The 13197-nt window shown below is 65.3% G+C and carries 16 protein-coding genes and 2 tRNA genes; 6 read left to right on the top strand and 12 right to left on the bottom strand.

Translation table 11 applies throughout. The annotated features are described in order from the left end of the window. Nucleotides 1-22 precede the first annotated feature (22 nt). Nucleotides 23-715 (bottom strand): aspartate/glutamate racemase family protein, encoded by a 693-nt coding sequence (locus ABR323_RS15590; protein ID WP_439449963.1) that lies wholly within the window; start codon nucleotides 713-715, stop codon nucleotides 23-25. 155 nt (nucleotides 716-870) lie between these two features. Between ABR323_RS15590 and ABR323_RS15585 the strand changes: the two genes are divergently transcribed. Further along, nucleotides 871-1512: a LysE family translocator gene (locus ABR323_RS15585; RefSeq protein ID WP_439449962.1), complete on the top strand. Its 642-nt coding sequence runs from the start codon at nucleotides 871-873 to the stop codon at nucleotides 1510-1512. A gap of 94 nt (nucleotides 1513-1606) precedes the next feature. Beyond that, a complete protein-coding gene (locus ABR323_RS15580) occupies nucleotides 1607-1780 on the top strand; it encodes a DUF1328 domain-containing protein (RefSeq protein WP_006380555.1) in 174 nt (57 codons plus the stop codon). Nucleotides 1781-1802: 22 nt separating this feature from the next. On the opposite strand, the gene ABR323_RS15575 is transcribed toward ABR323_RS15580, so the two are convergent. The 4 genes from ABR323_RS15575 to ABR323_RS15560 form a co-directional block, all read right to left on the bottom strand. Then, entirely contained in the window at nucleotides 1803-2135 is a 333-nt protein-coding gene (locus tag ABR323_RS15575; RefSeq protein WP_135274561.1) for an SMR family transporter, read from the bottom strand. Between the two features lie 13 nt (nucleotides 2136-2148). Further along, nucleotides 2149-2721, bottom strand: coding sequence for a TetR/AcrR family transcriptional regulator (locus ABR323_RS15570; protein ID WP_439449961.1), 573 nt, complete (start codon nucleotides 2719-2721; stop codon nucleotides 2149-2151). Nucleotides 2722-2806: 85 nt separating this feature from the next. Next, complete coding sequence (locus ABR323_RS15565) at nucleotides 2807-3040, bottom strand: DUF1653 domain-containing protein (protein WP_439449960.1); 234 nt, start codon at nucleotides 3038-3040, stop codon at nucleotides 2807-2809. A gap of 12 nt (nucleotides 3041-3052) precedes the next feature. Further along, the gene (locus tag ABR323_RS15560) at nucleotides 3053-3343 is read right to left on the bottom strand and encodes a hypothetical protein (RefSeq protein WP_439449959.1); all 291 of its coding nucleotides are present in this window, start codon (nucleotides 3341-3343) and stop codon (nucleotides 3053-3055) included. A gap of 396 nt (nucleotides 3344-3739) precedes the next feature. Here ABR323_RS15560 and ABR323_RS15555 point away from each other — a divergent pair, with 396 nt between their 5' ends. The 3 genes from ABR323_RS15555 (at nucleotide 3740) to ABR323_RS15545 (ending at nucleotide 5009) form a co-directional block, all read left to right on the top strand. Beyond that, the gene (locus ABR323_RS15555; RefSeq protein WP_135274557.1) at nucleotides 3740-3943 is read left to right on the top strand and encodes a hypothetical protein; all 204 of its coding nucleotides are present in this window, start codon (nucleotides 3740-3742) and stop codon (nucleotides 3941-3943) included. A gap of 133 nt (nucleotides 3944-4076) precedes the next feature. Beyond that, nucleotides 4077-4637, top strand: a complete 561-nt coding sequence (locus tag ABR323_RS15550) for a DUF3011 domain-containing protein (protein WP_439449958.1) — start codon at nucleotides 4077-4079, stop codon at nucleotides 4635-4637. 168 nt (nucleotides 4638-4805) lie between these two features. After that, nucleotides 4806-5009 (top strand): hypothetical protein, encoded by a 204-nt coding sequence (locus ABR323_RS15545; RefSeq protein WP_005417823.1) that lies wholly within the window; start codon nucleotides 4806-4808, stop codon nucleotides 5007-5009. 357 nt (nucleotides 5010-5366) lie between these two features. Here the strand turns inward: ABR323_RS15545 and dxs are convergent, their stop codons facing one another. From dxs to ABR323_RS15510, 7 genes are all read right to left on the bottom strand, one after another. Next, nucleotides 5367-7274: a 1-deoxy-D-xylulose-5-phosphate synthase gene (gene dxs, locus ABR323_RS15540; RefSeq protein WP_439450016.1), complete on the bottom strand. Its 1908-nt coding sequence runs from the start codon at nucleotides 7272-7274 to the stop codon at nucleotides 5367-5369. 105 nt (nucleotides 7275-7379) lie between these two features. Then, nucleotides 7380-8045, bottom strand: a complete 666-nt coding sequence (locus ABR323_RS15535; RefSeq protein ID WP_006380400.1) for an HNH endonuclease — start codon at nucleotides 8043-8045, stop codon at nucleotides 7380-7382. A gap of 248 nt (nucleotides 8046-8293) precedes the next feature. Then, nucleotides 8294-10084 (bottom strand): acyl-CoA dehydrogenase C-terminal domain-containing protein, encoded by a 1791-nt coding sequence (locus tag ABR323_RS15530; protein ID WP_439449957.1) that lies wholly within the window; start codon nucleotides 10082-10084, stop codon nucleotides 8294-8296. A 65-nt stretch (nucleotides 10085-10149) separates the two neighbouring features. Then, a complete protein-coding gene (locus ABR323_RS15525) occupies nucleotides 10150-10626 on the bottom strand; it encodes an LEA type 2 family protein (protein ID WP_135274553.1) in 477 nt (158 codons plus the stop codon). A 162-nt stretch (nucleotides 10627-10788) separates the two neighbouring features. Continuing rightward, nucleotides 10789-11340, bottom strand: a complete 552-nt coding sequence (locus ABR323_RS15520) for a lipocalin family protein (protein WP_439449956.1) — start codon at nucleotides 11338-11340, stop codon at nucleotides 10789-10791. Nucleotides 11341-11581: 241 nt separating this feature from the next. Continuing rightward, nucleotides 11582-11657 (bottom strand) — tRNA-Phe (locus ABR323_RS15515). Nucleotides 11658-11730: 73 nt separating this feature from the next. Next, a tRNA-Phe gene (locus ABR323_RS15510) sits at nucleotides 11731-11806 on the bottom strand. 333 nt (nucleotides 11807-12139) lie between these two features. Between ABR323_RS15510 and ABR323_RS15505 the strand changes: the two genes are divergently transcribed. Further along, the gene (locus ABR323_RS15505; protein WP_135274551.1) at nucleotides 12140-13165 is read left to right on the top strand and encodes an NADP-dependent oxidoreductase; all 1026 of its coding nucleotides are present in this window, start codon (nucleotides 12140-12142) and stop codon (nucleotides 13163-13165) included. The last annotated feature ends 32 nt before the right edge of the window (nucleotides 13166-13197 follow it).

Raw genomic sequence — 13197 nt, 5'->3', positions numbered from 1 at the left:
CCGCGCGCCGGCGCGCATCGATTCACGCCAGCGCAGCGTCCACGGCTGCCAGCGCATGCAGGGCAGTGGTATCGAACAGCGGCACTGCGCTGTCTTCCGGCCGCACCAGCAGCATGATCTCGGTGCAACCGAGGATGATCGCCTCGGCACCGCGTCCGACCAGGCGCGCGATCACGTCGGCGTAGACCTGCCGCGAGCGCTCGCAGATCACGCCGGCAATCAGTTCCTGGTAGATGATGTCGTGCACGCTGCGACGATCATCGGCATCGGGTACCAGTACCTCCAGGCCGAAGCGATCCTGCAGCCGGCCGCGGTAGAAGTCCTGCTCCATGGTGAAGGCGGTGCCGAGCAGGCCGATCCTGCGTGCGCCCGACTGCACGATGGCCTGGGCGGTGGGGTCGGCGATATGCAGCAGCGGCAATGCGCAGGCGGCCTCGATACGGTCGGTCAGCTTGTGCATCGTGTTGGTGCAGATCAGCAGCAGATCTGCACCGCCGGCCTGCAGCCGCTGGGCGGCATCGACCATGTGCCCGCCCAGTGCATCCCAGTCGCCGTCGTGCTGCAGCTGCTTGATGCCGGCAAAGTCCACCGACCACAACAGCAGCTGCGCCGAATGCGCGCCACCGAGGCGATGGCGTACTTCTTCGTTGATGAGCCGGTAGTACTGAGCCGAGCTTTCCCAGCTCATGCCGCCGATCAGGCCAAGGGTCTTCATGCCGGGTTCCGTGCGAGGACATGCCATTGCAGCACAGATGGGAGGGGCAGGCACCGCAGGTACCATCTGTGACCGTCATATCCACGCCGCGCTGTATGTGCCGCTGGTGGTGGCAACCGCTTAAGCTGGCGGGGTTTCCTGGAGCAATTGAAGAAATGGCCCTGCATACCTGGTGGTGGTTCCTGGCCACGGTCTTCGTGTTGTGCGGTACACCTGGCCCGAACATGCTGCACATCCTTGGCCGCAGCGTGGGCCTGGGTTTCCGCGGCAGCGTGCCGGCGATGGCCGGTTGCCTGCTGGCAATGTTGCTGGTGCTGGCTGCGTCCGCCGCCGGCTTGAGCGCGCTGCTGCATTCCTCGCCGATGCTGTTCGACGTGCTGCGCTACCTGGGCGTGGCCTATCTGGCGTGGCTGGGCCTGAAGGCGTGGCGCGACAGCTGCCGGCCCGCACCGCCGGTGACGACCGATACCGCCCTGCCGACGACACCTGTGCACGGTGCGTGGACGGTGTTCCGTGGCGGCCTTCTGGTGGGCCTCAGCAACCCCAAGCTGCTGCTGTTTGCTGCGGCGTTCCTGCCCCAGTTCGTCGATCCCGCGCGCGGCCAGGCGTTGCAGTACAGCGTGCTGGTCACCACCTTCGCTGCCTGCGAACTGTTCTGGTATGTGATGTATGCCGCTGGTGGCCATGGCCTGCGCCGCTGGTTGGCCAGGCCCTTCGCACGGCGCTGGTTCGAGCGGCTGGTGGGCAGTGTGTTCCTGGCCTTCGCCGTGGCGCTGCTGCGCTTCCGCCCGCGCTGATTCACGCCGCGCACGCGGCCTGTTCACGACTGCCGCATCGGCCTCGGCCTAGCCTGATCATCCAGTACGCAGTCCCCGTGGGGAAAGGTTTGACATGATCAAGTGGGCCATCATCTTCGCCATCATCGGCGTCATCGCAGGCGTGCTCGGCTTCGGCGGCATCGCCGGTGCAGCGGTCGGCATCGCCAAGTTCCTGTTCTGGGCCGGCATCATCATCGCGGTGGTGCTGTTCCTGCTCGGCATGACCGTGGCCAAGAAGGTCAGCTAGCGTTGATCGCGCAGCAGCGTGCTCAATGTGCGCTGCTGTGCGAGAACAGGTTGATCACCAGCACGCCTGCGCAGATCAGCCCGATGCCGATCAGCGCCGGAGCATCAAGGCGCTGCTTGAAGACCACCAGCCCGATCAGCGAGATCAGCACGATGCCGACGCCTGACCAGATCGCATAGGCGATGCCGGTCGGTATCGACTTCATCGTCACCGACAGCAGGTAGAAGCACAGGCCGTAGCCCACCAGTGCCCCGAGTGTCGGCGCCAGCCGGCTCATGCCATCGGACGCCTTCAACAGCGAGGTGGCGATCACTTCCAGCACGATCGCGGCAGCGAGATAGACGTAGGGGCTCATCACAGGCTCCGGCTCACAACGGGTCGCACAGCTTCAGGGCCTGCTCGGCCATGGCCAGCGCGTTGAGGCGTTCCTCTTCGTCCAGCGGCCGACCATAGGCGGTGGCCCAGTACCCGTCGGCGGCACAGCGCGCGGCATACAGCCGTGCATCATTGGCTTCGTCAGGGAATTCAGCCAGCATCGCGCGCTTCCAGGTACGCCAGTGCGCGAGCAGGGCCGGCTCCATCAGATTGCCCAGGGTCAGGCCGATGTCGTTGTCTTCTTCCTGCTGCAGCAGGTGCTCGAAGTTGGCCTGCACATAGGCACGACTGAAGCAGCCATGGCCGGGGGCGTTTTCCAGCAGCAGGGCGCGCACGCGTGCTTCGAAGTCGCCGATGAGTGCGCCGATGGCCTCATCGACCAGCGCCTGCTTGCTGCTGAAGTGGTGGAACAGCGCGCCCTTGCTGACCCCGGCGGCGTGGGCGACGTCCTGCACGGTCAACGCGGCGAGGCCATCACGGCCGATCACTGCAATGGTGGCCTGCAACAGTGACTGGCGCACGCTGTCGGGCGCCTTGCGGCGCGAGCGGGAGGGGGATGCGGACATGATGGAAAGAAACCGACTGGACGGTACGATTGTAGCGCAGGCGTGATGCGGCGCAGGGCCGCCGGCCGCGGCCGGCAGCATCCCATCAACCGTAGATCCGCGCAAAACGTGGTTGCGGCCCGTGTTCGCCGGGGACCTGTTCAACGAACATCGGGTACGGCCGTACCCACAGGCCGCCCTGGCCATAGAGGGCGCGATACAGCACCAGCGGTTCCAGGGTCTCGCTGCTGCGGACGATATCGATCACCTCGTAGTCGCCGCCCTTGAAATGGCGGTAGCGGCCCGGTGCGAGGGTTGGTAGTGGGCTCAGCTCAGCCATGGTGCCAGCCGCTCACTTGCGGGCCGGGCTGGCCGGCTTCGCGCAGTAGGCATCGATGGCCTCGGCGGTATTGGCCAGGCCCTGTGCCTGCGCCAGTTCCCAGGGGCGTTCGCAACGCTGGCTGTGCTCGCACCACTGGTAGCCGGCCGAGCCGATGCAGCCGTGGGCGTCGCGATCACCGCCCACTATCGGGGTGGCCGGCGCAGCTGCTGCCGCTGCCGCGTCAGCGCGCGCAGCCGCCTTGTCCTGGCTGGCGCAAGCGGCCAGGAGCATCAGGGCGGGAATCAGAAGAAACGCCTTCATTGGGCTGGATCCGTGCCTAAAGCGACAGTGTCTGCCGCAAATAACTCGGCAGCAAGCACTCAGAACACGACGGCGCGGATCAGTTCCTCGATCAGCACAACATAGCTGGCCACGAAGTAGAACTTCAGAAGCGTTGACCGCTGCTGGAAAAAGAAGGTGCGCATGTGGAAGGGGCCCCTGTTGGTGACGATAGTGTGAAGCCGGGTTGACTCCGTGACAAGGATCACGAAATAAATTCGCTAAACGAGCTCAGCGATGTGAGGGCGGGGGAGCTGCCGACCAGATGCCGAGGCATTTTCGTACAAATCTGATAGGCCATTCCTGAGCCGATGGCTAGCCTGAAGGGGTGCTGGCGGGGCGACCTGCCGATGAACCTTCGACCCTCAGGAGTCTTCCATGGTCTTTACTGTCCGATGCAACCCGCAGCACTGGTCCGTGCTGGACCCGCACGCGCATGACGCCTCCCACTATGCGCGCGGTGCCGACGCGTTCGACGCGGCCGCTGCACTGGCCCTGGAGCACCACCGGCGTACCGGCCAGCCCAGCCGGGTGCGGGTCGAGGCGCTTGGCAACGCCGTGGATGCGCTCATCGTGGGATGAGACGCTGCCCACGGTGCTTCGGTCAGCGACGGTTGAGTTGTTTGAATGGGGAAAAAACCGCCGTTGCGCGACCCCTGTGCGACGCGGTGGGAATCACTGATGCTTGCGCCATCGTATTCATCTGGAGACATCGATGGGCAAGGCACTCCCCTGGCGCACCCTGGCCTGCACCCTGTTGCCGATGCTGGCCGCCGCGGGTGGCGCACAGGCGCAGAGCTATGGCTACGGTTATGACGATGACCGCTATGGCGGTCGCGAAGGCAGTGGCATCGTGCGCTGCGAATCGATCAAGAACCGCAGCAACGAGTGCCGCTTGGAAGGTCGGGCGCGGATGATCCGCCAATTGTCGGGTTCGCCGTGTGTCGAGGGTGAGACCTGGGGGCAGTCCCGCTACGGGGTCTGGGTCACCCGGGGCTGCCGGGCCGAGTTTGTCGGCGAATACCGCCGCGGTGGTGGTTGGGGCAATGGCGGCGGGTGGGGCAATGGCAATGGGAACGGTTGGGGCGGTGGTGAAGTCGTCACCTGTCATTCCAATGGCCACCGCCAGGAGTATTGCGAAGCCCGTATCCGCCGTGGCGTGCGCATGGTCCGCCAGGATTCGCGCAGCGCCTGCATCGAAGGCCAGACCTGGGGTTGGGACCGTCGCGGCATCTGGGTCAGCGACGGCTGCCGGGGCCAGTTCCAGGTGAACTGAGCGAACTCCCGCGAAAATCAGAATAATCTGATACAGATCACATTTTGAACAACGTATCTTCTGCGATCAGGGCGCCCTCGGGCGTTCCTGAATTGCAACGACAATCCGCGCCGTAACCGGTGCGGTCGTACCGCCAACGTCGATACGCTGCCTCAAGGAGTGAGCCGCATGTTGATCCGCCTGCAATGCGAACAGCGCCAATGGCGCGTGCTGCACCCGGACAGGCCCGAGCCGATCGAGTTCCGCGATGGCGCCCGCGCCTACGACTTCGCCGAAACCCTCGCACGCCTGCACTTTGTCGATACCGGGCAGCGCGCTGCGGTGCGCGTGGAGGCCAGTGGTGCGTTCGTAGAGGCGGTCAGCTACGGCTGAGGGTTGGGGTTCCCGGCCAGATCATTTTTCCGGAGCCCGCTATCCACGCATGTCGTGGATCTACTTTGCATCTGCATCCACGCATGGCGTGGCTCTACTTTGCATCTGATTCCACGCATGGCGTGGCTCTACTTTGCATCTGATTCCACGCATGGCGTGGCTCTACTTTGCATCTGATTCCACGCATGGCGTGGCTCTGCTTTGCATCTGCATCCACGCATGGCGTGAATCTACTTTGCATCTGCATCCACGCATGGCGTGGATCTACTTTGCATCTGATTCCACGCGTGACGTGGATCCGTCTCTGTCCCACAGTAGATCCACGCCATGCGTGGATCCACGGAGTGATGATCGGCCTCAGCCCGCCGCGCTGAGCGGCGGGGTCCCTGTTGCCAACTGCGGCCAGCGCTTGAGCACTGCCGCACGGATGCCGGCTGCATCGATACCCGCCTCGGCCAGCAGATCCTCGCGGCTGGCGTGGTGCTGGTAGCTGTCGGGCAGGCCCAGGTGCAGGATCGGGCGCAGCACGCCTTCGGCGTTTAGCAGCTCACCGACGCCGGAACCGGCACCGCCGGCCACCACGTTGTCTTCGATCGTCACCAGACCTTCGTGCTGCGCGGCCACGGCCACCACCAGTTCGCGGTCCAGTGGCTTGATGAAGCGCATGTTGACCACGCTCAGGCCCAGTTCGCGGCCGACCTGTTCGGCCGCGGCCACGGTACTGCCAAAGGCCAGCAGTGCGACGCGGCTGCCCTGCAGGCGCAGCTCGCCCTTGCCGATCGGCAGGGTGGACAGGTCGGTACCGGCAGCAACGCCGGTGCCGGTACCACGCGGGTAGCGCACGGCGGCCGGGCCCGGGTGCTGCAGACCGGTGCTGAGCATCTGCCGGCACTCGGCTTCGTTGGACGGTGCCATCACCACCAGGTTCGGCACGCAGCGCAGGAAGCTCAGGTCGAGGTTGCCGGCGTGGGTCGCGCCGTCGGGGCCGACCACGCCAGCGCGGTCGATCGCGAACAGCACGTCCAGGTCCTGGATGGCCACGTCATGCACCAGCTGGTCGTACGCACGCTGCAGGAAGGTGGAATAGATCGCCACCACCGGCTTGCCGCCCTGGGTGGCCATGCCGGCGGCGAGAGTGACTGCGTGCTGCTCGGCAATCGCCACATCGAAATAGCGCTGCGGGTATTCCTTGCTGAAACGCACCAGGCCGGAGCCTTCGCGCATCGCCGGAGTGATGCCGTACAGGCGCGGTTCTGCGGCGGCGGCATCGCACAGCCAGTCGCTGAATACATCGGTGAAGGTCGGCTTCTTGGCGCCGGCCTTGGCCACCAGGCCCTTGTCCGGATCGAACGGGCCCACCGCGTGGTAACCGATCTGGTCGCCTTCGGCCGGCTCGTAGCCCTTGCCCTTGGTGGTCATCACGTGCAGCAGTTTCGGACCCTTGGAGGCGCGCAGCGTCTTCAATGCGGACAGCAGCGCCGGCAGGTCGTGGCCGTCGATTGGACCGGTGTAGTGGAAGCCCATTTCCTCGAACATCGTGGAGGGCACGAACATGCCCTTCCAGTGCTCTTCCCAGCGCTTCACGAAGCGCGCGGGATTGTTCTTCTTGTCGCCCAGGATCTTCTTGCCGCCCTCGCGCAGTGCGTTGAGCGTGCGGCTGCCGGTGGCGCGGCCGAGCATCTTGGTCAGGCCGCCAACCGCTTCGGAGATCGACATGTTGTTGTCGTTGAGGATCACCAGCAGGTTCGGCTCGGGCTCCATGCCGCCGGCGTGCATCAGCGCCTCGAACGCCATGCCTGCAGTCATCGCGCCGTCACCGATCACCGCCACGACCTTGCGGTCGTCGCCTTCGGACTGGCGGGCGATGGCCATGCCGAGCGCGGCCGAGATCGAGGTGGAAGAGTGGCCGACGCCGAAGGTGTCGTACTCGCTTTCTTCGCGCTTGGGGAACGGCGCAACGCCGTCCTTCTGCTTGACGGTGTGGATCTCGTCGCGGCGACCGGTGAGGATCTTGTGCGGGTAGGTCTGGTGACCAACGTCCCAGACCAGTTGATCGACCGGGGTCTGGTACAGGTAGTGCAGGGCCACGGTGAGTTCGATCACGCCCAGGCCGGCGGCGAAGTGGCCGCCGCTCTTGCCTACCGATTCAATCAGGTAGGCGCGCAGTTCATCGGCGACCGCCGTCAATTCGGATTCGTCGAACGTGCGCAGGTCATCCGGTGTCTGGATGCGCGCGAGGCGGGGATAGCGGGCAGAGTCGATCATCATGTTCGCACTTGTTCTGAACGCCCATTTTCGCCCTCAAACGGGGGTGGGGCAAGCAAACGCCGCCGCCCGTGACAGGACGGTGAGGGTTGCATTTTCGGCGATTCAGGTGCTCAGTTTTGACCGCTTGGGCAATTGCGCCTTCAGGAAGGCCATCTGGTCGGCCAGGATGTTGCGGTTGGACAGGATCAGATGCTCGATCCAGCTGGGCCGGTAGGGCACCGCCAGCAGTGGCATGCCGGCCTGTTGTGGGGTGCGGTCGCTCTTGCGCGAGTTGCAGTGGAAGCAGGCAGTGACCACGTTTTCCCAGCAATCCAGGCCGCCCTTGGACAATGGCATGACGTGGTCGCGGGTGAGTGTGGGGCGGCCGAACTGCTGGCCGCAGTACATGCACAGGTGGGCGTCGCGGGCGAACAGGGCCGGGTTGGTCAGGTTCGGCGTGGGGTCGATCGCGCGGGAGCGGGCGTGGCCGCGGGCGGCGATGATCGGGTGCAGGTCCATGCCGCTCTGCAGGCCGCTGAAGCGGTTGATGCCGCCGTGGATATGCAGGCAGGGATCGCCGAGGGTCCAGGCCACCGCTTCGCGGGCATAGAGGCAGGCGGCATCCTGCCAGGTGATCCAGTCCAGTACGCGTCCGTGGGCATCAAGCGAGAGCAGCCGGACCGAACCGGGGCGATGCAGCGTCGTGGCGTTGGGCGATGCTTCGGCGCCCGGAGCAGAAATCGGGGCTCCGGCTTCGATCAGACCCAAGCGTGTAGTGTCTGTCTCCATCGGGAGAACAGCTTATACCTGAATCATTGCGATTTGGGTATCGCCTGGAGGGCGATACCCAAATCGCAAGATTCAGGTCCGCGCATTCCTCCTATCCCCCGCACCTGTCGGTGCGCCCCCCTTAACAAAGGGGGGCTTTTCTCCAGATGGATGGTCGCGCGGTTGCCAGATCGGGGTCGGATCCCTTTCCGCAGGAAAGGGCTCTGACCCCTCATCCACGCATGGCGTGGATCTACTGGCGGGATGGCTCAGGCGCCGAAGCGTTCGTCGTCCATTGCCATCAGCGGGGCGGCACCGGCCTGGATGGCGGCGGCGTGGCTGAGGGTGCGCGGCAGCACGCGGGTGAAGTAGAACCGTGCGGTCTCGCGCTTGCCCTGAGCGAATGCTGCGCCGTGCGCGCTGGCATCGGCGGCGGCCACGCTGCGCGCCCACCAGTAGGCCAGCACCACGTAACCCGAATAGAACAGGTAGTCGTAGCTGGCTGCGCCCAGTTCGTCCGGGTTGGCGGCCGAACGCTGCAGCACGTCCATCGTCAGCTTGCCCCACTCGGCGGCCTTGGCGCGCAGCGGGCCGATGAACTCGGCCAGGCTTTCGTTGCCTTCATTGGCTTTGGCGAAGGCTTCGATCTCGGCCAGCATCAGCTTCAGGCCGGCGCCTTGGCTGGACGCAGTCTTGCGGCCGATCAGGTCCAGCGCCTGGATGCCGGTGGTGCCTTCATACAGCGTGGTGATGCGCGCATCGCGGGCAAGCTGTTCCATGCCGTGTTCGCGGATGTAGCCGTGGCCGCCGAAGCACTGCAGTGCGTTGTAGGTGTTCTCGATGCCCCATTCGGTCTGGCAGGCCTTGGAAATCGGGGTCAGGAAGCTCACCAGGGTATCGGCGCGCTCACGCTCGCCGGCATCTTCTGCGTGGTGGGCAACGTCGATCAGGGTGGCCGCGTGCAGGGCCAGCAGGCGGCTGCCTTCCACCAGCGACTTGATGGTCAGCAGCATGCGGCGCACGTCCGGGTGCACCAGGATCGGGTCGGCCGGCTTGTCCGGGAGCTTGGCACCGCTCAGGGCGCGCGATTGCAGTCGCTCACGGCTGTACTTGAGCGCGTTCTGGTAGGCACGCTCGGACAGGCCGATGCCCTGCAGGCCGACGCCCAGGCGCGCGGTGTTCATCATGGTGAACATCGCCTGCAGGCCCTTGTGCGGCTGGCCGACCAGATAACCCTGCGCACCATCGAAGTTCATCACGCAGGTGACCGAACCCTTGATGCCCATCTTGTGTTCGATGGAGCCGCAGCGCAGCGCATTGCGCTCACCGACATTGCCGTCGCGGTCGACCTTGAACTTGGGGGTGACAAACAGCGAGATGCCCTTGGCGCCCGGGGGCGCGTCAGGCAGCTTGGCCAGCACCAAGTGCACGATGTTGCCGGTCAGGTCGTGCTCGCCGGCGGTAATGAAGATCTTGGTGCCGGTGATCGAATAGCTGCCGTCGGCATTCGGCTCGGCCTTGGTCTTGAGCAGGCCCAGGTCGGTGCCGCAGTGCGGTTCGGTCAGGCACATGGTGCCGGTCCAGCGGCCCTCGATCAGCGGCTTCAGGAACGCCTCGTGCTGCCAGGCCTCACCGTGCTGCTTCAGCGCTTCAATGGCACCGTGCGAGAGCAGCGGGAAGTTGCCCCACGCCAGATTGGCGGCGTTGATCATTTCGTTGAGCGGCACGCCCAGGGTGTGCGGCAGGCCCTGGCCGCCCAGCTCCGGCGAGGCGGTCAGGCCGGTCCAGCCGCCATCGACGAACTGGTCGTAAGCCTGCTTGAAGCCGGGCGGCGTGGTTACTTCACCGCTGGCCTGATCAAGCACGCAGCCGATCTCGTCGCCGACGCTGTTGAGCGGGGCCAGCACGGTGGCGCTGAAGCGCCCGGCTTCTTCCAGCACGGCATCGACCACGTCGGCGGTGGCGTCGGTGAAACCCAGGCGGGCGAACAGGGGTTCGACCTTGAGCACGTCATGCAGGCCAAAACGGAGGTCGGAAAGCGGGGCGGTATAGCTGCTCATCGGTGCGTCTCGATTTGATCAGGGACAGGGGGCGTGGCGCGGGGCGCCACAGTGGAAGGCGGGGATCAGCGCAACACACCCGGCAGGCCCGGCGCCTGGTTGAGAGTGCTGCGGCTGCTGATGTCGAAGCTGCGCTGCTTCTTTTCCTGCGGCGTGGCTGCCACCGTTCCCTTCAGGCCGTAGGCCAGGGTGCGGTTGCCGGCCAGCGCGTCGGCCACCACCAGGCGCGCGGCCGAACTGGGCACGAGGTCGACATTGATGACGTCGGCGGAGGTGCCGCCGATGGAGATGCCCGGCTTGGCCTGCAGGGTGCCGGCTTCAGTGTCGCCGACGGTCAGGGCCAGGGTGACGTCATCGAAGGTCATCGGCATTGAGCTGTAGTTCTGCAGGCGCAGGGCTACGGTCCAGTTGCCGTCGGCACGCACGGTCAACTGCTGCAGGCTGGCCGCCGGTTCCGAAACACGCTTGACGATGCCGTTGTTGCAGGCAACAAGGGCGAGGGTGCACAGGACGATCAAGGCGGTACGGAAGCGGTGGAGCATGGGCGCAAGTCCTCTGGAGGGGTGCGTTGGATAAGCATACTACGGCGTATGGTCGTTTGGATCGCCTGTGGCGACCCATCGCAGAGGGTAGCGCGTGAAGATGGCGGCCGGGCGTGCGTGGCGCTGGATCGGGCGCGTGTGGTGCGCCGGATGCGGGGCGGTTCAGTCGGCGGGAGTGTCGCGCAGCGGGGCCATCAGGCGCAGCGGCTTGAGGTCGTAGCCCATCGCTTCAGCTTTGGCTTTCAATTGTTCGAACCGGCTGCGATCCATTTCCGGTAGGCGCGAAAGGATCCACAGGTATTTCCGATCGGGTTCGCCGACCAATGCCCACTGGTAGTCCGGGTCCAGTGCCAGCACCCAGTAGTCGGCCCAGACCAGGGGCACCCAGCTCAGCCAGTCGGGAACGAAGCGCACCTGTAGTTGCCCGGGGTGGCCGGCCACCGGGCGTGCCACGCCTTCGGCCACTACGCGTTCGCCGTCACCGTTGCGGCAGGCATTGGTGACGCTGATGCGGCCATCGCGGCGCAGCCCATAGTTGGCGGTGATCTCGCCGACGCACTGCTTCTGGAACGACACCGGAAGATGTGCGATCTCGTGCCACTGGCCGGCGTAACGGTCGATATCCAGTGTGTCGACCGCGCGCACCGGCTCGGCGGCGATCACCGGCAGCGCGGCCAGCAGCAGGCAGGCGAGCAGGGCGGGGCGCAGATGCATCGGCAGGCTCCAGGCAGGAGTCTGGAGCGTAGGTGGCACGGCGCGCGGCGATGTAAATGTTTCGTCAACCAGGCAGCGGTGGGCTGGCATGTATCCACGCCATGCGTGGATGGCTGAAGGCATCAGTGCTAGATCCATGCCGTGCGTGGATGGCGGAGGGCGTCAGTGCTAGATCCACGCCATGCGTGGATGGCAGGCCGCAGCCAAAAAAAAGACCTGCATTTCTGCAGGTCTCTGAAGATGGTGGCCGAAGACGGAATCGAACCGCCGACACGGGGATTTTCAATCCCCTGCTCTACCAACTGAGCTACTCGGCCAAATTGTGCGGCAACCGTGATCAAACCCGGTTTCCGGAAAAAAAAGACCCGCATTTCTGCAGGCCTTCGAAAGTGGTGGCCGAAGACGGAATCGAACCGCCGACACGGGGATTTTCAATCCCCTGCTCTACCAACTGAGCTACTCGGCCACGTATTTCGTTGCAGCGAGGTCGCTGCCAAGGACGCGTATATTACGGAGGTCCGCGGCCTTCGGCAAGCATTCTGGCAAAAAATCTTCACATTGCCGTCTACGCCCTCGCAAGTGCTTGATCCTCTGTTGTGGGGCAGGGAGGGGCCAGTCGATCATCGTCTGCGATGGAAATCAGCAGGTCGCCGAGATCGCCAAAGCTGCAAAGGCAAGGGCTGCGCCGGACCCGCGCGGGTCCGGGCAATGGAACGCTGTTTTCGTGGCCGCCATCGGGGATCGCCGCGGCGTAGTGTCGGCAGTCCTTTCCTGATGCTGGCAACAGCAGAGACCTGGCATGTCCGATTCCTCGACCACCTCCCGCATCGTGCTGGCGTCGCGCCCGCAGGGCGCGCCGAGTGCAGCCAACTTCCGCCTGGAGCAGGCCGCGCTGCCGGCACTGGCAGATGGCCAGGTGCTGCTGCGTAACCGCTACCTGTCGCTGGACCCGTACATGCGTGGACGCATGGACGAGGGCCCGTCGTACGCTGCGCCGGTGGCAGTGGGGGCGGTGATGGAAGGCCAGACCGTGGCCGAGGTGCTGCAGTCCAATGCCGAGGGCGTGGCCGCAGGTGAGCTGGTGTTGGCGCCGGGTGGCTGGCAGACCCACGCGGTACTGCCGGCCAAGGCACTGGGACGTCGGCTGGATCCGGCCGGGCTGCCGCTGAGTACGGCGCTGGGCGTGTATGGCATGCCCGGCTTCACCGCCTATTCCAGCCTGCATGAAATCGCCCGCCTGAAGCCAGGCGAGACACTGGTGGTGGCCGCGGCGACCGGGCCGGTCGGCGCGACCGTGGCCCAGCTGGCCAAGCTGCAGGGTGCGCGCGTGGTCGCCATCGCCGGTGGCGAAGCCAAGCGCGCTTACCTGCAGACATTGGGCGTGGATGTCGCACTGGATCATCGCGCTGCTGATTTCGCCGGGCAGCTGCGCGCAGCGGTTCCCGCGGGTATCGACGTGTATTTCGAAAACGTGGGCGGGCACGTGCTGGATGCAGTGCTGCCGCTGCTCAACGACTTCGCCCGCATTCCGGTGTGCGGAACCATTGCCACCTACAACGAGCGCGGCGTCGAGCAGCCTGGCCCGGACCGCTTGCCGGCACTGTTCAGCCAGATCCTGCGCCAGCGCCTGACCGTGCGCGGCTTCATCGTTCACGACTTCAACCATCTGTGGCCGGACTTTGAACGCGAGATGCCGCAGTGGCTGCGCGGTGGGCGCATCCAGTACCGCGAGGATGTGGTGGAAGGGCTGGAGAATGCGCCGGAGGCGTTCTTCGGGCTGTTGCAGGGGCGCAACTTCGGCAAGCTGGTGGTGAAGCTGGATTGAGGGCTTGGCGGTGTGCCGACCAAGGTCGGCAC

The organism is Stenotrophomonas sp. ATs4, assembly GCF_051861585.1.
GTDB classification, from domain to species: Bacteria; Pseudomonadota; Gammaproteobacteria; order Xanthomonadales; family Xanthomonadaceae; genus Stenotrophomonas; species Stenotrophomonas maltophilia_AS.
This window is presented reverse-complemented; position numbering and strand designations above follow the sequence as displayed.

Coding starts and splice junctions, on each gene's coding strand:
- ABR323_RS15505 (WP_135274551.1), top strand. CDS start 12,140: ATGTCCGATTCCTCGACCACCTCCCGCATCGTGCTGGCGTCGCGCCCG.
- ABR323_RS15535 (WP_006380400.1), bottom strand. CDS start 8,045: ATGGAGACAGACACTACACGCTTGGGTCTGATCGAAGCCGGAGCCCCG.
- ABR323_RS15545 (WP_005417823.1), top strand. CDS start 4,806: ATGTTGATCCGCCTGCAATGCGAACAGCGCCAATGGCGCGTGCTGCAC.
- ABR323_RS15555 (WP_135274557.1), top strand. CDS start 3,740: ATGGTCTTTACTGTCCGATGCAACCCGCAGCACTGGTCCGTGCTGGAC.
- ABR323_RS15590 (WP_439449963.1), bottom strand. CDS start 715: ATGAAGACCCTTGGCCTGATCGGCGGCATGAGCTGGGAAAGCTCGGCT.
- ABR323_RS15525 (WP_135274553.1), bottom strand. CDS start 10,626: ATGCTCCACCGCTTCCGTACCGCCTTGATCGTCCTGTGCACCCTCGCC.
- ABR323_RS15550 (WP_439449958.1), top strand. CDS start 4,077: ATGGGCAAGGCACTCCCCTGGCGCACCCTGGCCTGCACCCTGTTGCCG.
- ABR323_RS15530 (WP_439449957.1), bottom strand. CDS start 10,084: ATGAGCAGCTATACCGCCCCGCTTTCCGACCTCCGTTTTGGCCTGCAT.
- ABR323_RS15565 (WP_439449960.1), bottom strand. CDS start 3,040: ATGGCTGAGCTGAGCCCACTACCAACCCTCGCACCGGGCCGCTACCGC.
- ABR323_RS15570 (WP_439449961.1), bottom strand. CDS start 2,721: ATGTCCGCATCCCCCTCCCGCTCGCGCCGCAAGGCGCCCGACAGCGTG.
- ABR323_RS15580 (WP_006380555.1), top strand. CDS start 1,607: ATGATCAAGTGGGCCATCATCTTCGCCATCATCGGCGTCATCGCAGGC.
- dxs (WP_439450016.1), bottom strand. CDS start 7,274: ATGATCGACTCTGCCCGCTATCCCCGCCTCGCGCGCATCCAGACACCG.
- ABR323_RS15560 (WP_439449959.1), bottom strand. CDS start 3,343: ATGAAGGCGTTTCTTCTGATTCCCGCCCTGATGCTCCTGGCCGCTTGC.
- ABR323_RS15520 (WP_439449956.1), bottom strand. CDS start 11,340: ATGCATCTGCGCCCCGCCCTGCTCGCCTGCCTGCTGCTGGCCGCGCTG.
- ABR323_RS15585 (WP_439449962.1), top strand. CDS start 871: ATGGCCCTGCATACCTGGTGGTGGTTCCTGGCCACGGTCTTCGTGTTG.
- ABR323_RS15575 (WP_135274561.1), bottom strand. CDS start 2,135: ATGAGCCCCTACGTCTATCTCGCTGCCGCGATCGTGCTGGAAGTGATC.